Source organism: Nostoc sp. DSM 114161, from assembly GCF_052692665.1.
On the sequence record NZ_CP195141.1, the window covers coordinates 2,001,493 to 2,027,012 of the forward strand.

Consider the following 25,520-nt stretch of genomic DNA (forward strand, 5'->3'; position numbering starts at 1 on the left):
GGCATTGGGCAGAAGAGGCGGAGGGGCAGAGGTGCGGAGGGGCAGAGGGGCAAAGGAGAAAGAACTTGTACAAAAACTCTCCTCTGCTCCCCTGCTCCCCTGCTCCCCTGCTCCCCATCCCCCCATCTCCCCATACCCTACTCCTCAAACAACTCCCCAAATAATTCTCGTACCTTTTCTTTAGCATCCTCTAAGGTCATTTTTCCCAAATCCGTAGCTCTGTAGAGTCGTCGGTTTTGGCGTCCCGATCTTTCCTCGACTGAATAGAGATATCCCTTACGCTCCATATCGTGCAGCATTGGGTAGAGCGTACCAGCACTGAGTTTATAGCCGTGACGTGCCAATTCTTCAATGATGCCCAGCCCAAAAATTGGCTCCTGAACTGCATGATGCAGAATGTGAAGTCGAATTAAGCTTGAGTAGAACTCTCTTCCATCCATTGGCCAAGGCTTTTGCAATACTTATTTTGAATTTTAGATTTTGCGGAACACCAATGCTTCCTCCGTGGAAACTAAAAACACTGCATTGGCTTGGTTAGATATAAATTTAAGTGTACAGATTTTTTTAAAAAATTAAATAAAAATCCTATATAAGAATAACTACTTTCAGACAGTTACGTAGATGTGGTTATGTCTTTTTATTTGTATAAGCTGCGCCAAATTGGCATAACTCAAACAAGAAAACAGTGCTACAAAAGTGAGATAGAAATCAAAAAGCAACAATAGCTAATATTTAAAATTAGCTAATACCAATTCTATATGAAGATGCACAGAATATTAAACGAACCGCCAAGTACGACAAGAATAGAAAGTTACTCATTTAGTGCAGCTTCACATTAAAGCGGTATAAAACACATATTGATTGCACAATTACTCAATTTCAGAATTCAGGAGTCAGGAGTCATGATTCAGAATAAATATAGCAATTTTCTAGAATTGCTATATTTATTTATCAAATATTTGTCTAAATTTTTAACTATTCTGAGTTCTTGTGAATTGTTACCAAAAAATTTGCCAAAGACAGAAAAAAAGAATAATGACATATTCTAAATCTATTCCTATTGAAATATGAGCAACCGTATTGCAGTTATTGGTCTTGGCTACGTTGGTCTACCTGTTGCCCTGGCATTTGCTAAAAAATTTCCTCATACCATTGGATTTGATATCAATTTAGAGAAAGTTAAAAGTTTAAAGCAAGGCATCGATCGCACCAATCAAATTTCCAGCGAAGATTTAAAAAATTCAAGTTTAATCGTTACTTCGGAACTCTACGATTTAGTAGACGCAAACTTTTTTGTAATTGCTGTACCAACACCAGTTGACCGCAACCATAATCCCGATTTGAGTTTACTAGTTAAAGCTTCTGAACTTGTTGGCAAAGTGTTACAACCTGGAGCGATCGTAGTATATGAATCTACTGTTTATCCAGGAGTTACTGAGGATATTTGCAAAACAACTTTAGCTAAAGTATCAGGCTTGCAACCTGGTATTGATTTTAAATTAGGCTATTCTCCAGAACGGATAAATCCGGGTGACAAAGCTCATACACTAGAAAAGATTGTCAAAATAGTAGCTGGGGAAGATGCAGAAACTCTCGAACGAGTTGCAAGTGTCTACACAGCGATTATTGATGCTGGCGTTTATCGCACCTCGTCAATTAAAGTAGCTGAGGCTGCCAAAGTCATTGAAAATACCCAGCGAGACTTAAATATTGCTTTGATGAACGAACTCGCGTTAATATGCGATCGCCTTGGTATCCGCACCCATGATGTTTTGGCAGCTGCTGGTACCAAATGGAACTTTTTACCATTTACTCCAGGACTTGTTGGTGGTCACTGCATTGGAGTTGACCCTTACTATCTAACTACCAAAGCAGAAGAATTGGGATATCATCCCGAAGTCATCCTAGCTGGTCGTCGAATTAACGACAGTATGGGTACTTACCTCGGTCAGCGTTTTGTCAAACTCCTAGTTGAAGCTAACCTCTCGATTAAACAAGCACGGGTAGGAATTCTCGGTCTCACCTTTAAAGAAAACGTACCCGATATTCGCAATAGTCGCATACCAGATGTGGTGAAAGAGTTGCAGCAATTTGGTATTGAACCACTCTTACACGATCCTCTGGTAGATCCTGACGAAGCACAGCAAGAATATGGGATTGATTTAGTTGATTGGCATAACCTATCTGATTTAGATGGGTTAATACTTGCAGTCAGCCATCAGGCCTATTTAAATATGCCTTGCGAACAACTTCTTAAGTGTTTGCGTCCAGGTGGAGTATTGATGGATATCAAATCTATTTTCAGTCAAACTACAATACCATCCCATATTCATTACTGGAGCTTATAGGAGAAACATCATGGTCAAGGTTTTAGTGACTGGTGCTGCTGGCTTTATTGGATTTCACCTCAGCCAACGTCTATTGACCAGAGGCGACGAAGTTGTTGGTCTAGATAACCTCAATGATTACTACGATGTCTTTTTGAAAAAAGACCGTTTAGCTCAATTACAAGAAAGACCGGGTTTTAGTTTTTATCAACTGGACTTGGCAGACTCGGTAGCTATAGCCCAACTCTTTGCCGAACAACGCTTTGATGTGGTGGTTAACTTAGCAGCACAGGCTGGCGTTCGATACTCCATCAAGAACCCTCATGCATATATAAACAGTAACTTAGTGGGCTTTATTAACATCCTCGAAGGTTGCCGTCATTCAGGCGTTGAGCATTTAGTATTTGCTTCTTCTAGTTCTGTTTATGGCGCTAATACTAAAATGCCTTTTTCTGTTCGCGACAATGTAGACCATCCAGTTAGTTTATATGCTGCTACTAAAAAAGCTAACGAATTAATGGCTCATAGTTATAGCCATTTATATAATCTACCAACAACTGGACTCCGCTTTTTTACTGTTTATGGGCCGTGGGGTCGTCCTGATATGGCGATGTTTTTATTCACTAAAGCAATTTTGGCAAAGCAGCCGATTGATGTGTTTAATTACGGAAAAATGCGCCGAGACTTTACTTATATTGACGACATTGTAGAAGGTGTTGTGCGAGTTATGGATAAAATTCCTGAGTCAAATCTTGCTTGGTCAGGAGATGCACCAGACCCAGGAACAAGTAAAGCTCCCTATAAGATTTACAACATAGGTAATAATCAACCAGTTGAATTAATGCGCTTTATAGAAGTATTGGAAAATTGTTTGGGAGTAAAAGCACAAAAAAATTTACTACCCCTGCAACCAGGTGATGTCCCTGCTACTTATGCAGATGTTGATGATTTAGTCAAAGATGTAGGCTTTAAACCCAGCACACCTATCGAAGTAGGAATTCAACGTTTTGTAGCTTGGTATTGTTCTTATTATCAAAAAGCTAGTCATAGAACACCCCAAAATTCTGGGGTGAGGGTAGGGATTAGGGAATAATGAAAATACTACATATTTGTGCAATTGGTGGCACTGTTGAGGCGCTTTTACGACCTCAAATAGATTATTTTTTGTCTCAGAACCTATCAGTTGAAATAGCTTGTTCTCCAGGTGCAGAAGTTGAAAAGCTCCAACAACAGGGTTATATAATTCACCCAGTTCAAATTGACCGCCGGATTTCTCCTTTGAGCAATTTGAGAAGTATTTATCAACTGACACAATTGATCGGGCGGAATCAGTATGACCTCGTTCACGTACACACTCCTATTGCTGCTGTCTTAGGTCGGATTGCTGCTAAATTAGCTGGTGTGAAAAGAATTGTCTATACTGCTCACGGCTTTCCCTTTCACGATCGCTCTTCACCTCGTGAATATCGTTTTTATTTTACCGTTGAGAAACTGACTGCTTTGATAACTGATTTGATTCTCACCCAAAATTATGAAGATATTGCCACAGCTAAAAAATTAAATCTTTGTCCGCCGGCAAAATTGCGTTATTTGGGTAACGGTGTAGATATTAATCGCTTCCAACGCGATCGCCTCAATCCCACTCATCAAATTGAATTACGAAAATCTTTAGGTATACCCGATTATACCGACTTAATCATTGGCACAATTGGACGTTTAACTCATAAAAAAGGTAGTGGATATTTAATTGAAGCCGCAGCCAAACTACTTCCTTATTTTCCGAACTTACAAGTTTTAGTAATTGGCTCTCAACTTAGTAGCGATCCTGAGCCTTTCCAAAAAAAATTAATTCAAAAAATTCATGAATTGGGAATTGAAAAAAATGTTATTTTAACAGGAGAACGCCAAGATATTCCGGAAGTTTTAGGGTTATTAGATATCTTCACTTTGCCTACATTCACTCATGAAGGATTACCGCGTTCTATCCTTGAGGCAATGTCAATGAATTTACCAGTCGTCGCTACAGATATTCGCGGCTGTCGAGAAGCAGTAATTCATGGAAAAACAGGTTTAATTGTACCACCTAAAAATAGTGAAAAATTAGCTGAAGCTTTGGGAATATTATTGTCTAACTATCAATTGCGACAAAATTATGGTCAAGCTGCTCGCAAACGTGTTGAAGCTGATTATGATGAAGAATTAGTTTTCAAACGGCTGAATAAGTACTATCAAGAGTTAGGAATTTATTGATTATAGGGATTCGTAGTTAAGTGAAATAGAGATATTAGGCTTCTTGCAAAAGTCATTCTTTGGGTACTATTCTCTGCGCCTCTGCGTGAGACAAAAAATATTTATGCAAGAGGTCTAATGTTTTGAAACGCATAGGGACGCAAAATAAAGCGCAAAGGTACGCAGAGAGAAAGAATGAGAAGGATTTTGAGATTGGAGGGTGTACCGATGAATGGTAATAATTTTAAGAGATATAGTAGAGGAATTAAATTTCTATTGGATAGAGTTGTGGCAGCGATCGCCTTAATTTTGCTTTTCCCTTTACTCTTGGGTGTCGCGATCGCCATTTATTTGCGGATGGGTAATCCAGTGATTTTTATCCAACCTCGTCCTGGTAAAAATGCTCGGATTTTTAACTTTTACAAATTCCGCACTATGACGAATGAATGTGATGCCCAAGGCAATCTTCTTGCTGATGAAAAACGCCTCACAGGCTTTGGTAAATTTCTACGTCAAACGAGTCTTGATGAATTACCTCAACTTTGGAATGTCTTGAAAGGAGACATGAGTTTTGTTGGGCCTCGTCCATTATTAGTAAAATATCTTGACCGCTACACACCTCAACAAGCACGTCGTCATGAAGTGAAACCGGGTATTACTGGCTGGGCGCAAGTTAATGGTCGCCGCACATTAGATCGGTTTTGGGATAAAAAATTTGAGTTGGATGTTTGGTATATCGATCGCTGGAGTTTGTGGCTTGATTTGAAAATTTTATTGATTACTATCTGGCAAGTAATTCAGCGAAAAAGTATCAGCCAGGAAGGTCACGTTACTTCAGAAGAATTCACAGGTCAAGTTAAATAACAATAGGGTTTCCATTGGCTATAAAAGCACAGGAAATAAAAAAGTATGAGTCTTCAACAGACAGCAGATGTATCCGCTGCGGTGTTAACTTCCATGACAGAAGAAGAATGCGCCAATTGGTACTTACAACGCGGAATACATGTGATTTGCCATCGCGATCGCTACTGGAAGGAAACAGTACGGGGTTTTTATCAACCGTTGCATTGGTTAGCGCGTTTGAGTGCCCAACAAGCAAACTCCCCGACGCCCTTATCTTGGGGATTCCAAACAACATTATCTGAAGTTGATGCAACCGCGGCTAATGCTTCAATGCCAATTCATTGGTTACCCAACTTAGAAAACTATGATTTCCACAGTCTGACATCAAATCGCCGAAATCATCTGCGTAAGTGCTACAAGCGAGTCAATATCGTGCATCTAGATAAACCTAGGCTTTTGCAGCAGCAGGGATATGAAGTCTTGATGTCAGCATTGAAGCGAACAGCTTATCGTCAAATACCCTCAAAAAAAGATTATTTAAAAGGACTTGCCGATTATCCTACTCCTGAGAGGCGATTGATTCTTGCAGGTGTCAACGGCGAACAGCTTCTCGGCTATATCACAGGATACGCCGTCAACAGTATTGCTTATATTGATGAAGTAATCATCGCTACTGAGGCATTGTGTACCAATATCGGTACGGGATTGCTATTTGAATTTGCACAAGTCTGTCGTCGGTCTGGGTTAATTCGCGAACTTGTTAACGGTCTGCACTCACGAGAAGATGAAAACCTCTGTGTCTTCAAAGAAGGAATGGGTTTTCAAATCAAGCATATTCCTGCAAAGGTGCAGATTAACCCCATCGTCGAGCAATTCATCCAGTGGCGATATCCACATAAGTATTATCGCTTAGTCGGTTGTCAGTTGCGTAGGCGTAGCCCGTCGTAGCGGCGGCTTCCGCCGATCTGAACTTTTCAAGACAGACATCGCACTAAATTTTCACCAGTACTCAAAATACAAACAGTAAATGAGTATGAGTTTTCAACAAATGCGAGATGTATCTGAAGCACTGCTAACCTCAATGACTGAAGAAGAATTTGCCAGGTGGCGCTCCCAGGAAGGTGCAAACGTTGTCTTTCATCGTGGGTGCTATTGGGAAGAACGACGTTTTGGTTTCTATCAGCCAATCCATTTGTTAGCTCGCTTACAGATTCAACAAGTAACTCGTCCGCTGCAACTTTGCTGGGGATTCCTAGCATCTTTGTGTGAAGATGATGCGGTCAGTGCTAACGGGTCAATTCCTATTCATTTATTGTCTAATATTCCAAACTACGATTTGTATAGCGTCAACAAAAACAGCAGACAAAATATCCGCAAAAATCGCCATCTGTTTGATATTGTGGAGTTAACTAACACACAGCTACTACAAGAGCAGGGATATGATGTTTTTCTCTCAGCAACTACACGAACGCGATGGAAATCATCGCTTTCTAGAGAGAAATATCTGGTGAATCTTGTAGACTATGTTGTGCCAAAACGTCGCCTAATTCTTGCAGGACTTAGCGATAAAAAACTTTGTGGTTATATCACAGGTTATGCTATCAACAGCACTGCATACGGAGAGGATCTCTACATTACAACTGAGGCATCAGAATACAATCTTAACAGGATATTGCTTTTTGAATTTGTGCAAGTTTGTCGTCGTTCTGTTGGAATTTATGAATTTGCCATCGGTCAGCACTGGCGGGAAAAGCCGGGAGTAGTGGAATTCAAAAAAGGAATGGGTTTTCCTATTGTATATATACCCGCCAAAGTGCAGATCAATCCCGCCGTTGAGCAATTTATCCGTTGGAAGTATCCACATCAATACTATCGCTTAACGGGGCACGATTGAAATTGAAGAAATGTCCATTGAACTAAATATTCAATATAGGGGAAATCAATGGATTATAAAATAATTAGTTTGTCAGATCGCTTGTGGGTGCAAACTTTAAATCAATTAAAACATGATATTTATCATCTACCGAAATATGTAGATTTAGAAGCTAAAAGAATTAATGCAATTCCAGAAGGTATATTAATATTTGAAAATGAAAAAATATTTTTTTTACCTTATTTATTACGTTGTGTCAATAATTTATTTGAGACCAAGATTGAAATTCCATTGATTTGGGATATTGTCTCTCCTTATGGCTACCCTGGAATATTATTGAGTCAAGCCGCAGCAAATACGCCGGAGTTTTTGCAATTGGCAGTAAATCAGTTAATATTCGCATTACGCGATCGCCAAATTTGTTCGGCATTTTTAAGGCTACATCCAATACTAAACCAAGGATTAAATGAAGTTTTACCCTTTGGCTTATGTCAAGTCAGTGGAGAAACTGTGTCGATAGATTTAAGCCTATCTACATCAGAAATTTGGCATCAAACTAGACCAGAACATCGCAATCATATCAATAGATGTAAACGTCATGGTTTTACCGCCAAAATGGTTAGGTTAGAAGAATATATAGATAAATTTATGAGTATATATCATGAAACAATGAATCGTGTGGAAGCAAAAACGTATTTTTATTTTGATTATAATTATTTTGATAATTTAGCCAAATTACATAACAATATTTATTTATGCCTCATAGAGTTGAATAATCAAATTGCTTGTGCAGGAATATTTACCGAATGCTGTGAAATAGTGCAATATCACCTGGGAGGTACAAAAAGCGAGTTTTTGAAACAAGCTCCTAGTAAGTTAATGTTTGATTACGTTAGATTTTGGGCTAAAGAACGGGGAAATAAATTTTTGCATTTAGGTGGTGGTGTTGGTTCAGCTAAAGATAGCCTTTACAATTTCAAAGCAGGGTTTTCTAAACAAAGACATCTATTTTTAACACTACGGTTAATTACAGATACAGAAAAATATAATTCTTTAGTTGAATTACGAGCAAAATCTTTAAAAACCGAAGCAAAAAATTTATTTGAGTCAAATTTTTTCCCTGCTTATCGTTCTTTGAATTAAGTGGAAACTAGCAAATCTGCAAGTTAATCAATAGCAAACCGATTCAGGTAATGTGCATGAATAAACCAATTCTGCTTTCAACACCCCACATGGGCGATCGCGAACTAGAATTAGTGAAAGAAGCTTTTAAAACAAACTGGATTGCTCCTGTCGGCCCCCATGTTGACGCTTTCGAGGAAGAATTTTGCCAAGTAATTAATGCTCGTTATGCTGTTGCTTTAAGTTCGGGTACAGCGGCTTTACATTTAGCTTTACGATTAGTTGGTGTTGAGGCTGGAGATGAAGTTTTTTGCTCTACCTTAACGTTTATTGCTAGTGCTAACCCAATTATTTATTTAGGAGCAAAACCAGTATTTATTGATAGCGATCGCACTTCGTGGAACATGAATCCCGAATTGTTAGCAGAAGCATTAGATAACCGTGCCAAAATAGGTAAATTACCTAAAGCCGTTGTACTTGTACATTTATATGGTCAAAGTGCAGATATTGAGCCAATTTTGCAAGCTTGTAATCACTATGGTATTCCTTTAATAGAAGATGCTGCGGAAGCTTTAGGAGCCACCTACAAAGGACGTGCTTTAGGAACTTTTGGACGCATTGGTATTTATTCATTTAATGGTAATAAAATTATTACTACTTCTGGCGGGGGGATGTTAGTTTCTGATGATTTAGAATTAGTAGAAAAAGCACGTTTTCTCGCAACCCAAGCACGCGATCGCGCTCCTCATTACCAACATTCACAAATAGGCTATAACTATCGTCTTAGTAACGTTTTAGCTGGTATTGGTCGCGGTCAATTAAGTGTTTTAAATGAACGAGTAACAGCTAGACGATGTAACTTTGAAATTTATTCCCAGGCGTTGAAAAACTTACCAGGAATAGAATTTATGCCAGAAGCTAATTATGGATATGCTACTCGTTGGTTGACCTGCATAACAATAGATCCTGAAGCTTTTGGTGCAAACCGAGAACAACTCCGCCTAGCACTTATTGAACAGCAAATTGAATCTCGTCCCGTCTGGAAACCTTTGCATATCCAACCGATTTTTGCTGAGTGTGAATGTTTTGGTAGTGCAGTCGCTGAAGATTTATTTACACGCGGTCTTTGCTTACCTTCTGGCTCTAATCTCACAAATGAAGATTTAAAAATAGTAATTACCCAAATTCAAAAATTCCATTATGAAAATCTAAAAAATAATACAAAACTTTTCAATTCTTCGCTTGCCATAATTTAGATAAATAATTACGAATAAATACAAAATTTTTTCTAATTTTTGCTGAGTGAGCCAGTTTAAGACAAACATAACTCCTGAATTCTTTTTTGAATATATAGCAGCCCTAAATCATTTTTGAAAATTATATATCTCTTTCTTCTTTCTTACTTTGCGTCCTTCTCTAACGAGACGCTGCGCGTTCGCGAAGCGTTCCGCAGGAAAGGCGTTCTTCTCTTCTCTACGAGACGCTACGCGAACGCGTTGGCGGAAGCCTCTCGTAGAGAAGGCGGTTCGTTATTCTCAACCTCAAATCCAAAACCATCTAAGTTTTAATTATTTTATGAAAACACAAGAGTCTTCTATAAATTTTGATAGCTATTGGCAAGCTATAAAGCGCCGTTGGCCTGCTGCCTTAAGTGTTTTTGTTTGTGTATTCATAATTTTACAGATAGCTACATTTTTCAAAAAACCTTACTACTTGGCAGAAGGAAAACTAAAATTCCAAAGAACAAACACTACTTCTTCTTTAACAGGGGTAGGAACAGAAATTGGTAAATTAGAACCATTAGTGAGTGATAAAAGTAATCCTCTCAATACAGAAGCAGAAGTTATTCGTTCTATTCCAATTGTTAAAGCTACTATCAATCAACTCAATCTCAAAGACAATAAAAATCTACCTTTAACAACCAAACAATTTCTGCAAGATCTGACAGTTAAGGAAACAAAAGGAGCCGATATTCTGAGTGTTGCCTACAAAGATACAAATCCAGAAACAGCTGCACAAGTTGTTAATACTGTAATAGAAATTTACTTAGAGAACAATATATCTGGTCATAGAACTCAAGCTGCCACTGCTCGTAAATTCATAGAAAAACAACTACCAAATGCAGAATTAGTAGTTAGACAAGCAGAAGCGGAACTAGCAGTATTTAAAGAAAAAAATAAAATTGTCTCTCTACAAGAAGAAGCAAATAAATCACTAGAACTTCTCACTGCATTACAACAGCAAATAAGTGAGGCTCAATCTAGGTTTGCTGATACTGAGGCACAAAGTCAAGAAATCAAAAAACAGTTAAAAATGAACTCTCAGCAAGCTATAATTATGACTTCTCTGAGCCAAACCTCAGGGGTGCAAGATATTCTTAAAGAAATCCAACAGTTAGAATCACAGCTTGCGGCTAGGCGGACTGTTTTACAAGATAACCATCCAGAAATTATTAATTTGGTATATAAATTAGAGTCTTTAAACAATTTACTACAACAACGAATAAAAAATGTTGTAGGAACAAATTCAGTACAGCCAGAAAATAATTTGCAACTAGGAGAGTTAGAGCAGCAACTTTCTGCAAGACTTGTAGATTTAGAATCAACTCGTCTGGGTTTAGCAAGCCAAATCACCACTTTATCTAATTTACAAGCTGCTTACAAACAACGCTTGAACAATCTCCCAAGATTAGAACAGCAACAGCGACAATTAGAACGTAAAGTACAAGCCGCTCAATCTACCTACTCGCTTTTATTACAAAAACTCCAAGAAAGCCGCATAGCAGAAAATCAAAGTTTAGGTAATGCTAGCGTGATATCCCAAGCTGAAGTTCCAGAAGAGTCAATTTCTTCTCCAATGTTTTTGTATTTGAGTACAGGTTTATTGTCTAGTTTAGCTGCTTTGGCAATTGTATATATTTTGGAAAAAATAGATAAATCAATTAAGACCACTGAGCAAGCCAAGGAATTATTAAATTTTACTTTATTAGGAGTTATTCCTGCTTTCAATAAGCCGAAAAAGTCTCTTCGTGGCAATGAAGAAATGGAGTTATATAGTAACAGGCTTATTGTTCGAGATGCACCGCGATCGCCTATTAATGAAGCATACAGGATGCTGCGGGCAAATCTCAAGTTTCTGAGTGCTGATAAGGAACTAAAAGTTATAGTTATCACTAGTTCTGTACCCAAAGAAGGCAAATCCACAGTAGCAGCTAATTTAGCGATCGCAATGGCTCAAATGGAGCGAAAAATCTTATTAGTCGATGCAGATATGCGCCGTCCTGTTCAGCATAAAATTTGGGAATTAATTAATAATGAAGGTCTTAGCAATTTGATTGTTGGGCAAGTTGAAATTAATACAGCTATCAAACAAGTAATGGATAATTTGTATGTCCTCACTTGTGGAGTTATACCTCCTAATCCGGGTTCTCTCCTTGACTCCAAAAAAATGGCTGCATTAATTCAAACCTTTTCTGTTTACTATGATTTCGTAATTATTGATGCTCCATCATTAAACGTTGCGGCTGATGCTGCTACTCTAGGGCAAATGGCTGATGGTGTATTATTTGTGGTTCGTCCGGGAGTAGTTGATTGTGTTAGTGCCATTATTGCAAAAGAGCTTTTAGAAAAATCTGGTCAAAATGTCTTGGGACAAGTTGTCAACGGAGTTGTTCCCCAACACGAACGCTACAGTTATTACTACTCTAATGAAGAAAATAATGAAGAATTTACAACCAAAAAATCACCTGTCAGACTTCAATTACCTGGTTCATAGCTCACAACAAAATAACACTCTTAATTTCAATAATTTTCCGATTCCAAACGAACTATTAACTAAATTTAGCTTAATATCCAGTGATGAAAACCAAAACAAATATTATCAATTAAATGCTACCTTTAGCTATCCAACCATTGTAAACATTACAGCTACAAAAAAATGCGCGTCTCAATTTGGAGACATTGGTGAGTTTGTAATTACTCGTAATGGCGATCCAACTCAAGATTTAATAGTGAAGTACAACATCGAGGGAACAGCTAAGTATGGAGTAGATTACCAGCCAATTGCTAATTTTGCGATCGTTCCGGCTGGAGAAAATGAGGTAGCAATTATAATTCAACCCCAAAAAAGCGACTCTCAGGGCACAAAAACAATCTTGCTAAGTTTAGAAAATTTACCCCATAGTAATCGATATATGCTTGGAAAAAATTTTCATGCAGTGGTAAATATTCTTGATTCCTCTACTTTTTAAGATTCCAAAATTAAATAATTTGAATTTTACTTGCAGCTTTTGTAGCTTTTTCCCTAGCCTCTTTGACATTCACACCTTTTGCTAAAGCTACTCCCATTCGTCGATATGGATGGGCATTAGGTTTGCCAAATAACCGAATATCTACGTCTTTTTCTGACAAAGCATTAGCGACGCCAGCAAAAGCAATAGAATCAGATTTTTCTAAAGCTAAAATTACCGCACTAGCTGATGCTCCTAATTGTTCTATATGAGGAATTGGCAAGTTTAAAATAGCTCTTAGATGTAATTCAAATTCGTTGAGATTTTGGGAAATTAATGTCACCATACCTGTGTCATGAGGTCTAGGAGAAAGTTCAGAAAAAATTACTTCATCTTTGGTAATGAAAAACTCAACACCAAAAATTCCGGCTCCTCCTAAAGCGTCAGTGACTTTAATAGCTATTTCTTGGGCTTTTAATATTTTATCTTCAGAAATTTCTGCCGGTTGCCAGGATTCTTGATAATCGCCTCTTTCTTGGCGATGACCAATAGGAGAACAGAAAATTGTTGGGGCACTCCACTGTTTAATAGTAAGTAAAGTTATCTCGATTTCAAAATTAATAAATTCTTCTAGAATTACCTTTTGACTATCACCTCTAGAATTAGCGATCGCATAATTCCAAGCTTTCTCCACCTCAGTCTTATCCTGCACCACAGATTGACCTTTTCCTGATGATGACATCACAGGTTTGACAACATTTGGAAACCCAATTTCATCAGAAACAGCAATCAATTCTTCTAAACTTACTGCATAACCATATTTAGCTGTTCTAATGCCTAATTTTTGATGTGCCAGTTCCCTAATTCTGTCGCGGTTCATTGTATAATTAGTAGCAGCCGCAGTCGGTATAACTGTAATCCCCCGCTGTTCAAATTCGATAAGTTTTTCTGTTCTGATTGCTTCAATTTCTGGTATAATAAAATCAGGTTGATGTTTATCAACTATAGCTTCTAAATCATAGCCGCTAAGCATAGAAATCACTTCAAAACAGTCAGCAACTTGCATCGCTGGAGCATTAGGGTAACGGTCAACAGCAATGACATAATTACCAAGACGCTGAGCAGCGATGGTAAATTCTTTGCCTAGTTCCCCAGCACCAAGCAACATCAATTTTTGGGGCAGTTTAATAGTCATTAATTTATCCAAGTTAATTTCAATCTCATAATTTTATAACTTTTTGTATTTGAATTATCTTTTTTTCAAGATACATCAATGAAAGTTCGCGCTTGGGAATGCAAACATTTATCCCACATTCCCCACTCCTTACTCTCGCACAGACGCGATTAATCGGGTCTCTACTCCCTTTTCCAGCTAATTAAATTTAGCTCCACGCAATTGTAAATCTTGCCGTTGCAAATGAGTTAAACCAGTACCTGCACCAAACTGGCATCTATCTACTAAAGTATCCAACCAAATAGTCTCATTCAAAGTTGCACCTCTCAAATCTGCATTCCTCAAATCAGCTTTTGTCAAATTTGCAAATAAGAGGTCGGCATTAACTAAACTGCTACCTTGCAAATTGGCTGCTGATAAATTTGCTCGAATGAAATTGAGTCCATCTAAAATTAAACCAGATAAATCTGCTTGTTGAAGATTAGGAAATTTTAAGCTGCTTGGATATTTTAAAAACCGCATTATACAAATTATATTTGCTTCATTGAGACGTATTTTAGTTAAAACTTCATAACGAGCTATGCCCAATTCCCTGAGAATTTGCAGACGTTGTGGAGGGCTTTGTTCTAAAAACTGGATAGCTATACAGCGTAGGTCTTCGGCAGAAGGATCTAGCATGATTTTTAAATTCTCTACTAGTTATATTGATGAAAAATTTCAAATTATTTAATTAAATTCCTACTACAGATAGATGAAGAAATATTGCAGACTATTTATTGCCAATATTTTTGAAAATGCTACGAGTTTCGATGCCAGCAACTAATTAATGATATAGCAGAAACAAGATCCCCAACTTATCAAATAAGTCGGGGATCTAACGCGTATAAATTAAGCAAACCCCAGCTATAAACCGTATTTTACTTGTGAATTCAGAATTCAGAATTCAGAATTCTGCTTTATCAAACTAACGTCCTGCTAACAATGCTTTTGTCGCAGATTCGCCTGCTAATCTCACCTGTTTTCTTAACTGTAAGTTTAACAATGCAAGCACACTCACCTGGGCTAGGAATGCCATAAAAATTGTTGTCGCCTCAGAATTTGATATCGCTGACCACGGAAAAGTTGAAAATAGCCACACAGTGGGATTTTTCGACGAAGGGATACCGAGCAATTCTAAAATGACTGGAGGTAGGAACATTACTCCACCAACAGTTCCAATTGCCCAGAAAGAACGTTTAGGAGTTTTGAGCAACAAAACCAATTGAGCGATGGTAGCATAAATCAAAATCATGCTGATAGACAAAGCTAGGGCTAAAAGAAATTTCAACCTATCAATATTGTCACCCGTCCAATTTGGCGTAGTGTCTGTATTGAAAGTAGATGTAAGTGAAAGCCAAACTACCCAAGGGATACTAACGATTATAAGATTAATGGCGATCGCCACTAATGCAGGACTTTTTTCGCTCGCTATTAAATCCCACCAAATACTCTTCTTGCTATCTTGATGTCTATATCTTGCCCAATCTTGTACAGTTTGACGATGAGGCGTAAGAATTGCAATCAAACTTACAAGCAAGCCCACATTATATAATGCCATCAAAGAAAAATTTTGCTCAATCTGTCGATCTAAATCAAAAATTTTGCCACTATGTTGCAAGGTAAATCCCCATATCATCAACTGGGAAAAGGCTACTATTATATAACTTTGTCCCTTGCTGATTACTGTAGCTTGAGGATTGTGGAAACAACGTTTCAGTGCTTTGAAAATTCCATAAGTACACACACCATAGTTGAACAAATGGAAGCCGACAACGCTCACAATATTTGTTCCCAATGGTATATAGAAAAACTCCAAGCTTTTCAACGGAGAACCATTGTGTACGCGGAACAAGTTCGGGAACAAATAATTGGTTACATCCCAAGGATTAAAAAGTCTCAACCAAGCGCCTGAATAATTTAAACTGTTGCCATAATACGACGCTATTAGCATCGTCATAAACAAGAAAAATAAAACAGTACCGCTACCTAACCACGGCTGAAAACCACTGAACCAGCGAGTAACTAATCCAAAGAGTAACGCACCACTGTAGAAGAACATACAGCTACTAACAACAATAGCGTAGTAACTAAAAATCTGACTAAAAGCTATGTTGGCAGAACGTCCAGCCCACAAATGTAAAGGAAGGGCTACTAAGATTATGAGATAAATAAAGCTCGGAACTCCTAGCAATTTGCCAGTCAATATACTTGTTTCTGATTGTGGACTCAGACGAATGAAATTCAAAGTACCGCGACGTTCTTCTTTGGCTAAATCATTAATCAGTAAATAAGTTCCTGCAACTAATAGTGTAAATATAAAAATTACACTCAAAGACAGGAATATATATTCCCAATGGTCTCGCCACCACAACTGCCAATTAATTTGGTTTTCGGGGCAGAAATTATTGGACAGGAAATTACTGAATTCATTAATTATAGATTGGTTTGATTGCCGATAAACCTCTCTTTGTCGCTGTTCATATATTGGACGCAAAACACAGTATGTGCCAGTTAGCGAATATGTATCATCAGGAAATTCGCGAAACTGAAATAAATAAACTACTAGTTGCAGTAGGAGGGAAATTGCAACAGCGATCGCCACATTAAAAAATTTCAGGCGTCCTTTTAATTCCCGCAATAGTTGGGGATTTGCATCGCCGATTTTGTCTATCAAATTGAGCATCATAGGAAAAAAATTCTCCAAAAATGGGGAGCAATAGTTATTGACGAATCAAGATGCTTGTTTGTGACCTAGTTTTAAGAAAATGGTTTCTAAGTCTTCTTGCGTGCAGTGGAAATCACTCAAAGGAATGCCTGCTTGAATGAGCGATCGCAAAAGATCCGCACAATCTTCCTGCGTTCCTGCAAAATTCACCCGCACGCTGTTTTTTCCTGGTATTACCTCCCACTGTTCTACTAAAGGATGATGTTTCAATTCACTCAAAAGTGCCTCTATTTTTCCCAAAGTAGATAACACAATTTGTTGGTGCGAAAGACGTTGATAAAGTTGCTGTAGGGAAGTACTTTCTACCAAAAAGCCAAGTTCCATAATTCCCACAGAAGTACACAATTCCGCTAAATCGCTAAGAACGTGGGAAGAAATTAATATAGTCATCCCAGCTTCTCGTAAAGCCTTAATGATTTCGCGGAAATGCATTCTCGCAATGGGGTCGAGTCCAGAAACAGGCTCATCTAGTAATAGTAAAATCGGTTCGTGGATAATGGTTCGCGCTAAACTCAAACGCTGTTTCATCCCTCGTGAGAGAGTAGAAATCATGCTGTGGCGTTTGTTACCAAGTTGAATTAATTCTAAAACTTCATGTAGCCGTTGGGTGCGGCGGGGTTCCCGCAAGCGATACAAACGCGCAAAATAATCTAAGTAGTCCCAAACTGTTAAATCTTCATACAGTGGATAGTCATCGGGTAAGTAACCAAGACGACGCTTGAGTTTCGGGTTACTCTTATCGCGTAAAAGGCGATCGCCATTAATATAAATCTCACCCGTAGTTGGTTCCTCAGCAGTCGCCAACATGCGGATGAGAGTCGTTTTACCTGCGCCATTGGGGCCAATTAGTCCATATACTTCACCCGCCTGGATTTCTAAATCAACATCATTGACAGCAACATGTCGGTCAAATTGCTTAGTTACTGGAGTTTAGACTAAAGAGCCGACCTCAAAGGAAAAAATAAGGGGTGTGATTGAACACAGTCCCCCTATTAGCAGAAGCTGAGAGAAGAACCACCAACTCTCACCTGCCAATATGAAAAGTGCCTTACTAGAAGAATTTCGTCAAGCAGCGTACAGATATCTAGGTAGAGCGCATGATGTGACTTTTGAACTGACGGATGCAATATTGCTGACTCGTAACGCCTACAGTTTGGCAGATTTATCGCTATCACCAGTATTTAGACGTAAGTGGCCAAGCATCTACGAGGCATTACAAGATAGCAGACCACAGCGACAAAAATTGATGCAGTTATACATCAAACAGATGCCAACGCAGAGCCGTCCGTTGTTAGCAGGCGACCACACAGCTTGGTCACGCCCAGATGCGGTAACTTTGCAGGAGAGGACAATTGAACACAGCAGTGTCACCATAGCCGGAAACAAACCAATTACTGTTGGTCAGGGATATAGTACCATTGCTTGGATACCAGAGGATTCGGGCAGTTGGGCGTTACCTTTGAGACATGAGCGAATTAGCAGTTGGGAAAACCCGATACAAAAGGCAACCTGGCAACTACAGCAAGTGTGTGAACATTTACCAACTAGACCAATTACAGTTTGGGATAGTGAGTATGGCTGCGCTCCTTTTGTGTTGAAGACGACCAATATCAAAGCAGATATTCTGGTACGTTTGCGTTCAAATCTTTGTTTATGGGGCGCACCACCACCATATTCTGGCAAAGGGCGACCCAGGAAACATGGTGACAAATTCAAACTCAATGAACCACTCACATGGAGTGAAGCCAATGAGAGTATAGAAGTCAACCATCCTAAACTGGGACGGGTGAAGGTGAGCTTGTGGTTTAATTTACACTTTCGTCAAACTGCGACACGCCCAATGTCCCTGATTCGAGTTGAGCGTCTGGATGCAGAAGGCAACCTACGTATATCAAAACCTTTATGGTTGGCTTGGGTGGGGGAAGAAATGCCACCACTAGAAGAAGTTTGGCAACTCTACCTCCGACGTTTTACTGTTGACCACTGGTATCGTTTTTTGAAGCAACGCTTGCACTGGACATTACCTAAATTGAGTAGTCCCAAGCAATGTGAGCGTTGGAGTGACCTCATGCCTGTGATGACTTGGGAATTGTGGTTGGCTCGTGATATCGTTGCTGATAACCCTTTACCTTGGCAGAAATCATTAGATAATTTGACTCCTGGCAGAGTTGCTCAAGCAATGGGGAGCATTTTTGCGGTGATTGGTACTCCTGCCCGTTCGCCTAAACCTCGCGGAAAGTCTCCAGGCTGGAAACCAGGAAAACCACGACAACGTAGAATTCGCTATCCCGTAGTCAAAAAAACTACAACTAAGCCCCGCAAAAAGCAACCAGAATCTGCTTAGTACCTTAGATTTTCATCTTTAAAGCCTGTTTCTTTTCAACTCAGCGTTGCTGGGTCGTTTCTTGTTGCTTAGTCTAAACTCCAGTTAGTTAGTCCGCGAGTGCAAATTGCTAATTCTTTTACCATCGCTGCTGGGGTGCCGCTTGTGATTAACAGTTAAGCTAACCTTTTTCTACACCATTTGTCAGGCTGGTTTCGGAAATTGAAACTGGTTTTTCCGAAAATTTACGATATCAAAAAGTAGCTAAGGCATTTCCCCTAACTACTTTTTAATTTTGACATTACATTTCCACAAAAGCGAATTACACAACCAAAGTCTTGCAGAGGTGATTCATGGCGTCTCTAGATAAATACTTTTAGGCTGAACTAAACTGTATTCAACTATAAACCCTCTTTGAATTCATGAATCCTGACTCCTGACTCCTGAATTCTGAATTCTGATTTGTTAAGTGATTTCCGATAGTGGTGGGATAACATTACTAATCTCATTGCCAGATGAAGCGCTAATTGCATAACGGTATTCGGGAATTGGATACCCAGCTTCACCGAAGGTTTCACGTATAGTTTTATTAGTGTCGAAGTAAACCTGCCAGTAGTGGTCATTATTGCAATAAGGACGTACTGCTAGTACAGGCCCTGCAAAATTAAAATCCAGAATTTCTATGTCCGGTGCTGGATTTTGCAGAACATTTGGAATTTGGCTAATTTTCGCTTTCAAAAGTGCGATCGCTTCATTATGTTTGACATCATGATGGATTTGAGCCACCAGATCGACCCGACGGTAAGGGTTGGCAGAATAATTCTGAATATTATCAGCAAATATCTTGTTATTTGCAACAATCGTTAACACGTTATCGGGTGTATTGATATTGGTTGTGAACAGTCCAATTTCTGTAACAGTGCCCGTGACACCTCCAGCTGAGATAAAATCACCAACTTTGAAGGGTCGAAAAACTATTAAAAATGCGCCTGCTGCAAAGTTCGCCAGTAATCCACCCCATGCTGCGCCAATTGCCACACCAGCCGCTGCTAGCAATGCGGCAAAAGAAGTTGTTTCAATGCCGAAAAAGCCAAGAATTGCCACAATTAGAACAATTCTCAGCGTCACCCCAATGATATTCAGAAGATAGTTAATTAATGTCGGATCGACTTGTTGGCTTCGGAAAGCACGCCGTAGTAGCTTTAATCCAAAATCAATCAAGCGTTGAGCAATCAGCCACAGAGCGATCGCACCTAAAATTTTCAGTCCAAACAGAGTTAAGAGTGAACTAGCAACCTCACCAATCTGCTTAAAATCCATAATTTTTTTGATTGTGAATTATTAAACACAATCAACATACAAGAAATTGAATCAAAACCACATATCAATACTTTTTTTTAATTTTTATTTGATTCTGCCTTGAAAATAGGGAGTAAAGAAAATAAATTTTTATTACTTAAACACCAAACTGACCAATTTGTGGGAATTCCCAAACTTTGAGAAATATAGCAGTTGCCAAGTAGATTAGGACATCAACCTAGCCTAAAACCCAAACACAAAAAGATTTTCAAGCCTATTGCCTATTGCCTCTTGCCTGCTATAAAACAACAAAGGGCAAGAAATTTAACTCACCCTTTGATTGCATTTATTCACTCATCACAGAAGCACAAGCTTGAGCTTCCTGCCAAAGTTTGTGCAAAAAGAACTCAGCGCGATCGCTCATTGTGGTAATAAACACACCCGCAGCATCCTCAGACCCATCTGATAGCCAAGAACCCCGCAAGGTGACTTCCACATATTCCGAATCGCAGACAGACAAAGCAATAATTTCTCTGTCATCTCTTTTCACCTCAGCCTTCAACACTTCTACTCCCCGTAAATCAACAGGAAGCAAAAAGGAAGCTGTACTGGGTTCAACGCTCAGAGTTTGGCCGACTCGCAGTGCCAAAATCACTCGTTGCGCTACCCATTCTTCTAGCGACTGAGTGAGAAATTCTAAATAAAAGCTGTTTTCAGTGTAAGTTAATTTCAGCATTCCTTATGCTCTCCTGTTGTTCCAGGTTTGCTTGCACATCTATCCAAAATTCAGCCTGTAGATCGCGGTATCAGATAATCTAAAGTTAAATGTCTGCTGCTACCGCAATCTTGGTAAATGCAATCCCCTTGTGGTAATGCTTTACGCCAATTAGCTGCTGGAAGTTTCCACATCCGCTCCCAGGTGGAGTGAGTGAATTAGGCATTCACTTCCCGTGGTAAAACCCAGTGCAAGAGTTAATTTTGTTACTAATAAAACAATCGCCCGCTTGATATTGATCTGACATAGTGGTAAATAATTCTGATAAAACATCACTACGGATTGCTCTAACACTTGCCTTGCAGTCGTCACAGCTTCACTCCTTATAAAAAACCCCCGCTTCTTCTTTACCTGAAGCGGGGGTTGGAAATTGACCGAAAGTTTTTCTGGTCTTATATCGGTACAGAATTCCTTCGCCTGTACCCCCCGCTTTCTTTATCTAGTTGTGGTTTTGCGATCGGCCCACTAATGCTCAGATATCTAAACTCATGATTACCCTCTGTGATTTGCCCATGATTTCGGCTACTACCGCCCATAAATAAATACTCCACTCCCACAGCAGCTGATTCCCAATCGGCTCGGCAATTGGTAGCGCATAAGGAAGTAGAGATGGGGTAAATGGATTTCACAGAAAATTTCACCTATTGAACATTCCTTTAAACATACTACACTTGTATTACTATCCTGTCTATACCTTTAAGGAGAAAAAGTCATGCATACAATCGCTCGCACCCCAACCACCGATATGGAAGTTACCAGCATCCGCCTAGAACGCGAACTCAAAGATAAACTCAAAGAAATCGCTGGCAATCAGGGATATCAAGCTCTGATCCGAGATATTCTTTGGAACTATGTCCAGCAAAAATCAGGTGAGTGGAAGCCGCGATTTTCGCGATCCGATATTCGAGCTAGCATAGCGGCCACAGCCCAGCAAGAAGAACGTTGTGTCCTCACAGGTCAACTCATCCAACCCCAACAGCCGATGTTGTTAGGACTGACGAGAAATGGCGATATGGTTCCTCTGAGTGTCGAAAGTTTGGCTGGATAGCCTTATATCCAGGCGAATGCAGCTCGGTTCTTTTGATTAAAATCATCGGGCTGCATTCAAAATTTAGCTCTATTTTCTCTGGCGATTCAATACATTGTTAAAGCTTATAGTTTATTTATTTATCTTTATTTATAGTTATAATTGGGAAGTTGGTAATGGATAACCGCCAATGTTTAATAATTTCTTTCCAATTACCAAAACCAAAGGCTACACTGCCTGATATACACTGAGACTTTACTGAAAACTTGGGCGATCGCTCTGAAAAAAACGAAGTTTAGCGATCGTCCCTAAGTGTTGTCAAAAGTTACCGTTCAAGATCCCATCTCATAGAAAGCACTTTGCGTCTAAATTCCACTTTGCCGGATTCTGCATGAGAGCTTTAGGATCGTTTATATGTCTATTTTTTATAGCTTTAGCTTTTGTATATCCTTTTGACACTAACACAGAGTCAAGGACAGCTTGTAAATATACTAATAATTAAATAAATTTTACAAATAAGTTAAATTATATTAGGTAATCTTACGGGTAAAACTACCGATAGTAGGGGTTTGATTCCAGAGAAATTACGGTTTATGTATACTTACAGACAGGATATTCTAAGTCAAAGTTAGTTAATCATATCAATATAAAGAAAGCAAAAATAATCTGGCTAAGGGATTTTAGCATATCTTAATTATCTAAGTATCCATGTAGCAATTTGCTTAATATATTTGGAAACTTGGCCATCTGCCATAGAAAAGGGCTATAACAGGTGAGAGAAAGTATTCATACAAAATTTGTTAATTATCAGGGTGGAGCAACACAACTAACGGTGAACAATATGCCAAAAGGTTGGGTGCAAAAACAGCGGATTTATTATCCAAGGGCGTGCCAAGAATGAAAAAGCCTTTATCGTCGCCGCCACATTACTTAAATGATGTCGATCGACTACAACCTTACCAAGCGAAGCTGATGCAGCATCAGGAAGAACCAGCCCGCCAGTTGGTACACAAAATTAACCAAATCATTGCTAATAGCTCGGCAACGGCATTGATGCTGCAAGATATTGCCCGATTGCTAGGAGTTACTTTTCAAGTAGATTGCTGTTGCTTGGTTTCAGTAACAGGCGAGATCTCCGACGAACCAACTGCTACTAATTGGTGTGCTGATGATTATTTAGGGTTACCACACCCAGAAGAGATATTTTCGATGGAACAGTTGCTGATGCACTCCCCAGTGCTGCAATGTGCTGCTGAACCATTGACTATTGAAGATATTTCCATCATTCAGAACAGTCTGGTAATTGGGTGTCAATATCTGCCACTACCGATAAAAGCAGTTTTGGCAATTCCTACGCGGTTTGGTGGCAATAACAATGGAGTGATTTGTCTGATTAAATTCCAACCATATGATTGGAGCGAATCAGAAAAACAACTGCTCAAAGAAGTAGAGTCATCTTGCGCCATCGCTTTTTCTAGAGCCGCACAAGCCCAGCTAATTGCTAGTCAACAACAAGATTTGCAAAAAAGCAACCAGCATCAAAACTTGATCAAGCAATTAACTATATTAAGTCGCAGTAACTTGGAACTTAATCAAATGTTCCAAGTAGTTATTGCCTCTACTGCTGAATCTCTACAGGCAGATCGGGGGTTGCTGATTTTGTTGAAATATACAGATCCACTATTTAGAACTCAAGCTAAGAAACAAATACCCAAAGCCAAAGCTACGGTAGTTGGGGAATGGACAAAGGTAACACAAAATTCCCGCACCAGTAAACCAGAGATCTTAAACCAGTCTTTTTCGCTTTCCGAGTGTGGTTTATGCCAGCGTGCCTTCATAGATTCTGGAAAACCAGTAATTTTCGATGACTATACAGCCCAAAACGATATTTCCTGTGGTGTTCCATTATTTGCACTAGAGGAATTGCCTGCGGTACTGTTAATGCCACTAGAAAGTCAAGGTAAAATCTTAGGATTTTTGGTATTACAGCAATCTTTTACTCGCAGTTGGCAGCCAGCAGAATTAAACCTTGTGGAAATGGTTTGCGCTCAAGTGAGTAATGCCATCATCCAGTCACAGACTTTGCGTCAAGTGCAAACTTTGGTGGATGAGCGAACGGCAAAACTACAGAGCAGTCTAGAACTTCAAGCAAAGTTGCATGAAAGAACCCGGCAATATGTTGAGCAGTTGCGGCAGCTTAACGAACTCAAAGATGAATTTTTGAGTAATATGAGCGATCGCCTACGCTACCCCCTGACAAACATGCTACTGTCAATTCGCAACTTACGTTTCCCAGGAATAACACCAGAGCGTCAGGTGAGATATCTGGATATTCTAGAACAGGAATGTACAAAAGAAATTAACTTAATTAATGACTTGTTGACACTCCAGAAGCTAGAGTCGCCTCACGAAGCTCCACAATTAGAAACTATAGATTTAAATAGCAGAATTGAGCATATAGCGGCATCTTTTGAGAAAAAACTTGCCGAGAAGGGATTAAACATTTCCTTAGAGTTACCACAAGAGTCGCTAAGACTGCAAACCGAACTAGAAAGTTTTGACCGCATTCTCCAAGAATTGCTCACCAATGCATGTAAATACTCAGAGCATGATACTATAGTTCACCTACACGCCTTTCATCAAGTCGATGAACAAATAGATCGAGTTATCATGAAGGTGAGGAACATCGGACGTGCCATCTCTGAAGAAGAAGCGACCTACATCTTTGACAAGTTCCGTCGCGGAAAAGGGCGCTGGACTCCGGGAACGGGCTTGGGACTTGCTTTAGTCAAGTCTTTAGTGCAGCATCTCAATGGAGCGATCGCAGTTGAAAGTCTACCAATACCGGATTCTCAACAGAGCGAAATTTGCTTCACTCTGAATCTGCCGCAATTTTCTGACGAAAGCAAACCATAATTCGGAAAGTGACTCAAGAATACAACACAACAGAGAACCTCGATCTTCAGTCTTCCACTGATGACACTAACTTAGAAGCTGATTTGTCTGCTGATGCACTTGCCTTATTGGCTAAAGTTGAAGTTCAAATTGAAAAACTAGCACAGCGGCAACGACAAATCAGTGCTAAAGTTCAAATTCCCCAGCCAGTGGAACAAATTTGGAAGGTTCTGACTGATTATGAAGCTTTGGCTGACTTCATTCCCAACCTTGCCAAAAGCCGTCTTATCGAGCATCCTGATGGCGGTATTCGACTCGAACAGGTAGGCTCCCAGCGTTTTTTAAATTTCAACTTTTGTGCGCGGGTGGTTTTAGACCTGGAAGAATACTTTCCTAAAGAAATTAATTTCCGCATGGTAGAAGGAGATTTTAAAGGCTTCTCTGGTAGCTGGTGCTTAGAGCCTTATTCCCTTGACGAGCATATAGGAACCAATCTCTGCTACACAATTCAAGTTTGGCCTAAGCTCACTATGCCAGTGTCAATTATTGAAAACCGCCTGAGTAAAGATTTGCGGTTGAATCTTATGGCTATCTACCAACGTGTAGAAGAACTAGCTATTCAAAAAAGTTGAATTTCAGTA

The 25,520-nt window shown here is 39.3% G+C and carries 22 protein-coding genes and 1 pseudogene; 14 read left to right on the top strand and 9 right to left on the bottom strand.

The annotated features are described in order from the left end of the window. Positions 1 to 137 precede the first annotated feature (137 nt). Positions 138 to 440, bottom strand: coding sequence for a PadR family transcriptional regulator (locus NSTC745_RS08445; RefSeq protein ID WP_096535044.1), 303 nt, complete (start codon positions 438 to 440; stop codon positions 138 to 140). Positions 441 to 1,067: 627 nt separating this feature from the next. Here NSTC745_RS08445 and NSTC745_RS08450 point away from each other — a divergent pair. The 10 genes from NSTC745_RS08450 (at position 1,068) to NSTC745_RS08495 (ending at position 12,643) form a co-directional block, all read left to right on the top strand. Beyond that, positions 1,068 to 2,348, top strand: a complete 1,281-nt coding sequence (locus tag NSTC745_RS08450) for a nucleotide sugar dehydrogenase (RefSeq protein WP_445636756.1) — start codon at positions 1,068 to 1,070, stop codon at positions 2,346 to 2,348. Positions 2,349 to 2,358: 10 nt separating this feature from the next. Next, positions 2,359 to 3,420: an NAD-dependent epimerase gene (locus NSTC745_RS08455; protein WP_445636757.1), complete on the top strand. Its 1,062-nt coding sequence runs from the start codon at positions 2,359 to 2,361 to the stop codon at positions 3,418 to 3,420. Beyond that, on the top strand, positions 3,420 to 4,577 hold the full coding sequence (locus NSTC745_RS08460; protein ID WP_445636758.1) for a glycosyltransferase family 4 protein: 1,158 nt from the start codon (positions 3,420 to 3,422) through the stop codon (positions 4,575 to 4,577). The genes NSTC745_RS08455 and NSTC745_RS08460 overlap by 1 nt, the downstream gene beginning before the upstream one ends. Before the next feature lie 207 nt (positions 4,578 to 4,784). Beyond that, entirely contained in the window at positions 4,785 to 5,420 is a 636-nt protein-coding gene (locus NSTC745_RS08465; protein WP_445636759.1) for a sugar transferase, read from the top strand. Positions 5,421 to 5,465: 45 nt separating this feature from the next. Beyond that, positions 5,466 to 6,347 carry a hypothetical protein gene (locus NSTC745_RS08470; RefSeq protein ID WP_445636760.1) on the top strand — a complete coding sequence of 294 codons (882 nt, stop codon included), beginning with the start codon at positions 5,466 to 5,468 and terminating at the stop codon, positions 6,345 to 6,347. 85 nt (positions 6,348 to 6,432) lie between these two features. After that, positions 6,433 to 7,293 carry a hypothetical protein gene (locus NSTC745_RS08475; protein WP_445636761.1) on the top strand — a complete coding sequence of 287 codons (861 nt, stop codon included), beginning with the start codon at positions 6,433 to 6,435 and terminating at the stop codon, positions 7,291 to 7,293. A 48-nt stretch (positions 7,294 to 7,341) separates the two neighbouring features. Next, the gene (locus tag NSTC745_RS08480) at positions 7,342 to 8,415 is read left to right on the top strand and encodes a FemAB family protein (protein ID WP_445636762.1); all 1,074 of its coding nucleotides are present in this window, start codon (positions 7,342 to 7,344) and stop codon (positions 8,413 to 8,415) included. A 56-nt stretch (positions 8,416 to 8,471) separates the two neighbouring features. Further along, entirely contained in the window at positions 8,472 to 9,650 is a 1,179-nt protein-coding gene (locus NSTC745_RS08485; RefSeq protein ID WP_445636763.1) for a DegT/DnrJ/EryC1/StrS family aminotransferase, read from the top strand. 319 nt (positions 9,651 to 9,969) lie between these two features. Beyond that, the gene (locus NSTC745_RS08490) at positions 9,970 to 12,168 is read left to right on the top strand and encodes a GumC family protein (protein ID WP_445636764.1); all 2,199 of its coding nucleotides are present in this window, start codon (positions 9,970 to 9,972) and stop codon (positions 12,166 to 12,168) included. Then, a complete protein-coding gene (locus NSTC745_RS08495) occupies positions 12,113 to 12,643 on the top strand; it encodes a hypothetical protein (protein ID WP_445636765.1) in 531 nt (176 codons plus the stop codon). Before NSTC745_RS08490 ends, NSTC745_RS08495 begins: the two co-directional genes overlap by 56 nt. Positions 12,644 to 12,653: 10 nt before the next feature. Here NSTC745_RS08495 and purT read toward each other — a convergent pair whose 3' ends face one another. From purT to NSTC745_RS08515, 4 genes and pseudogenes are all read right to left on the bottom strand, one after another. Beyond that, entirely contained in the window at positions 12,654 to 13,817 is a 1,164-nt protein-coding gene (gene purT, locus NSTC745_RS08500) for a formate-dependent phosphoribosylglycinamide formyltransferase (RefSeq protein WP_445636766.1), read from the bottom strand. Between the two features lie 177 nt (positions 13,818 to 13,994). Continuing rightward, positions 13,995 to 14,474, bottom strand: a complete 480-nt coding sequence (locus NSTC745_RS08505; RefSeq protein WP_445636767.1) for a pentapeptide repeat-containing protein — start codon at positions 14,472 to 14,474, stop codon at positions 13,995 to 13,997. A 286-nt stretch (positions 14,475 to 14,760) separates the two neighbouring features. After that, positions 14,761 to 16,521: an ABC transporter permease gene (locus tag NSTC745_RS08510; protein ID WP_445636768.1), complete on the bottom strand. Its 1,761-nt coding sequence runs from the start codon at positions 16,519 to 16,521 to the stop codon at positions 14,761 to 14,763. Positions 16,522 to 16,566: 45 nt separating this feature from the next. Beyond that, positions 16,567 to 17,484, bottom strand: a pseudogene (locus NSTC745_RS08515) (ABC transporter ATP-binding protein); the annotation flags it as partial. Positions 17,485 to 17,596: 112 nt separating this feature from the next. On the opposite strand from NSTC745_RS08515, the gene NSTC745_RS08520 reads away from it, so the two are divergent. After that, positions 17,597 to 18,904: an NF041680 family putative transposase gene (locus NSTC745_RS08520; protein WP_445632291.1), complete on the top strand. Its 1,308-nt coding sequence runs from the start codon at positions 17,597 to 17,599 to the stop codon at positions 18,902 to 18,904. A gap of 444 nt (positions 18,905 to 19,348) precedes the next feature. On the opposite strand, the gene NSTC745_RS08525 is transcribed toward NSTC745_RS08520, so the two are convergent. From NSTC745_RS08525 to NSTC745_RS08540, 4 genes are all read right to left on the bottom strand, one after another. After that, entirely contained in the window at positions 19,349 to 20,203 is an 855-nt protein-coding gene (locus NSTC745_RS08525) for a mechanosensitive ion channel family protein (protein WP_445636769.1), read from the bottom strand. Between the two features lie 325 nt (positions 20,204 to 20,528). Beyond that, positions 20,529 to 20,918 (bottom strand): alr0857 family protein, encoded by a 390-nt coding sequence (locus NSTC745_RS08530; RefSeq protein ID WP_445636770.1) that lies wholly within the window; start codon positions 20,916 to 20,918, stop codon positions 20,529 to 20,531. Positions 20,919 to 21,068: 150 nt separating this feature from the next. Then, a complete protein-coding gene (locus tag NSTC745_RS08535; RefSeq protein ID WP_445636771.1) occupies positions 21,069 to 21,269 on the bottom strand; it encodes a hypothetical protein in 201 nt (66 codons plus the stop codon). An 80-nt stretch (positions 21,270 to 21,349) separates the two neighbouring features. Then, complete coding sequence (locus NSTC745_RS08540; protein ID WP_445636772.1) at positions 21,350 to 21,598, bottom strand: hypothetical protein; 249 nt, start codon at positions 21,596 to 21,598, stop codon at positions 21,350 to 21,352. A gap of 71 nt (positions 21,599 to 21,669) precedes the next feature. Here NSTC745_RS08540 and NSTC745_RS08545 point away from each other — a divergent pair, with 71 nt between their 5' ends. The 3 genes from NSTC745_RS08545 to NSTC745_RS08555 all read left to right on the top strand — a co-directional run bounded on the left by NSTC745_RS08545 (position 21,670) and on the right by NSTC745_RS08555 (position 25,511). Further along, positions 21,670 to 22,005 (top strand): hypothetical protein, encoded by a 336-nt coding sequence (locus NSTC745_RS08545; protein ID WP_096535028.1) that lies wholly within the window; start codon positions 21,670 to 21,672, stop codon positions 22,003 to 22,005. An 876-nt stretch (positions 22,006 to 22,881) separates the two neighbouring features. Then, a complete protein-coding gene (locus NSTC745_RS08550) occupies positions 22,882 to 24,900 on the top strand; it encodes a GAF domain-containing protein (protein ID WP_445636773.1) in 2,019 nt (672 codons plus the stop codon). Positions 24,901 to 24,908: 8 nt separating this feature from the next. Further along, on the top strand, positions 24,909 to 25,511 hold the full coding sequence (locus NSTC745_RS08555; protein ID WP_445636774.1) for an SRPBCC family protein: 603 nt from the start codon (positions 24,909 to 24,911) through the stop codon (positions 25,509 to 25,511). The last annotated feature ends 9 nt before the right edge of the window (positions 25,512 to 25,520 follow it).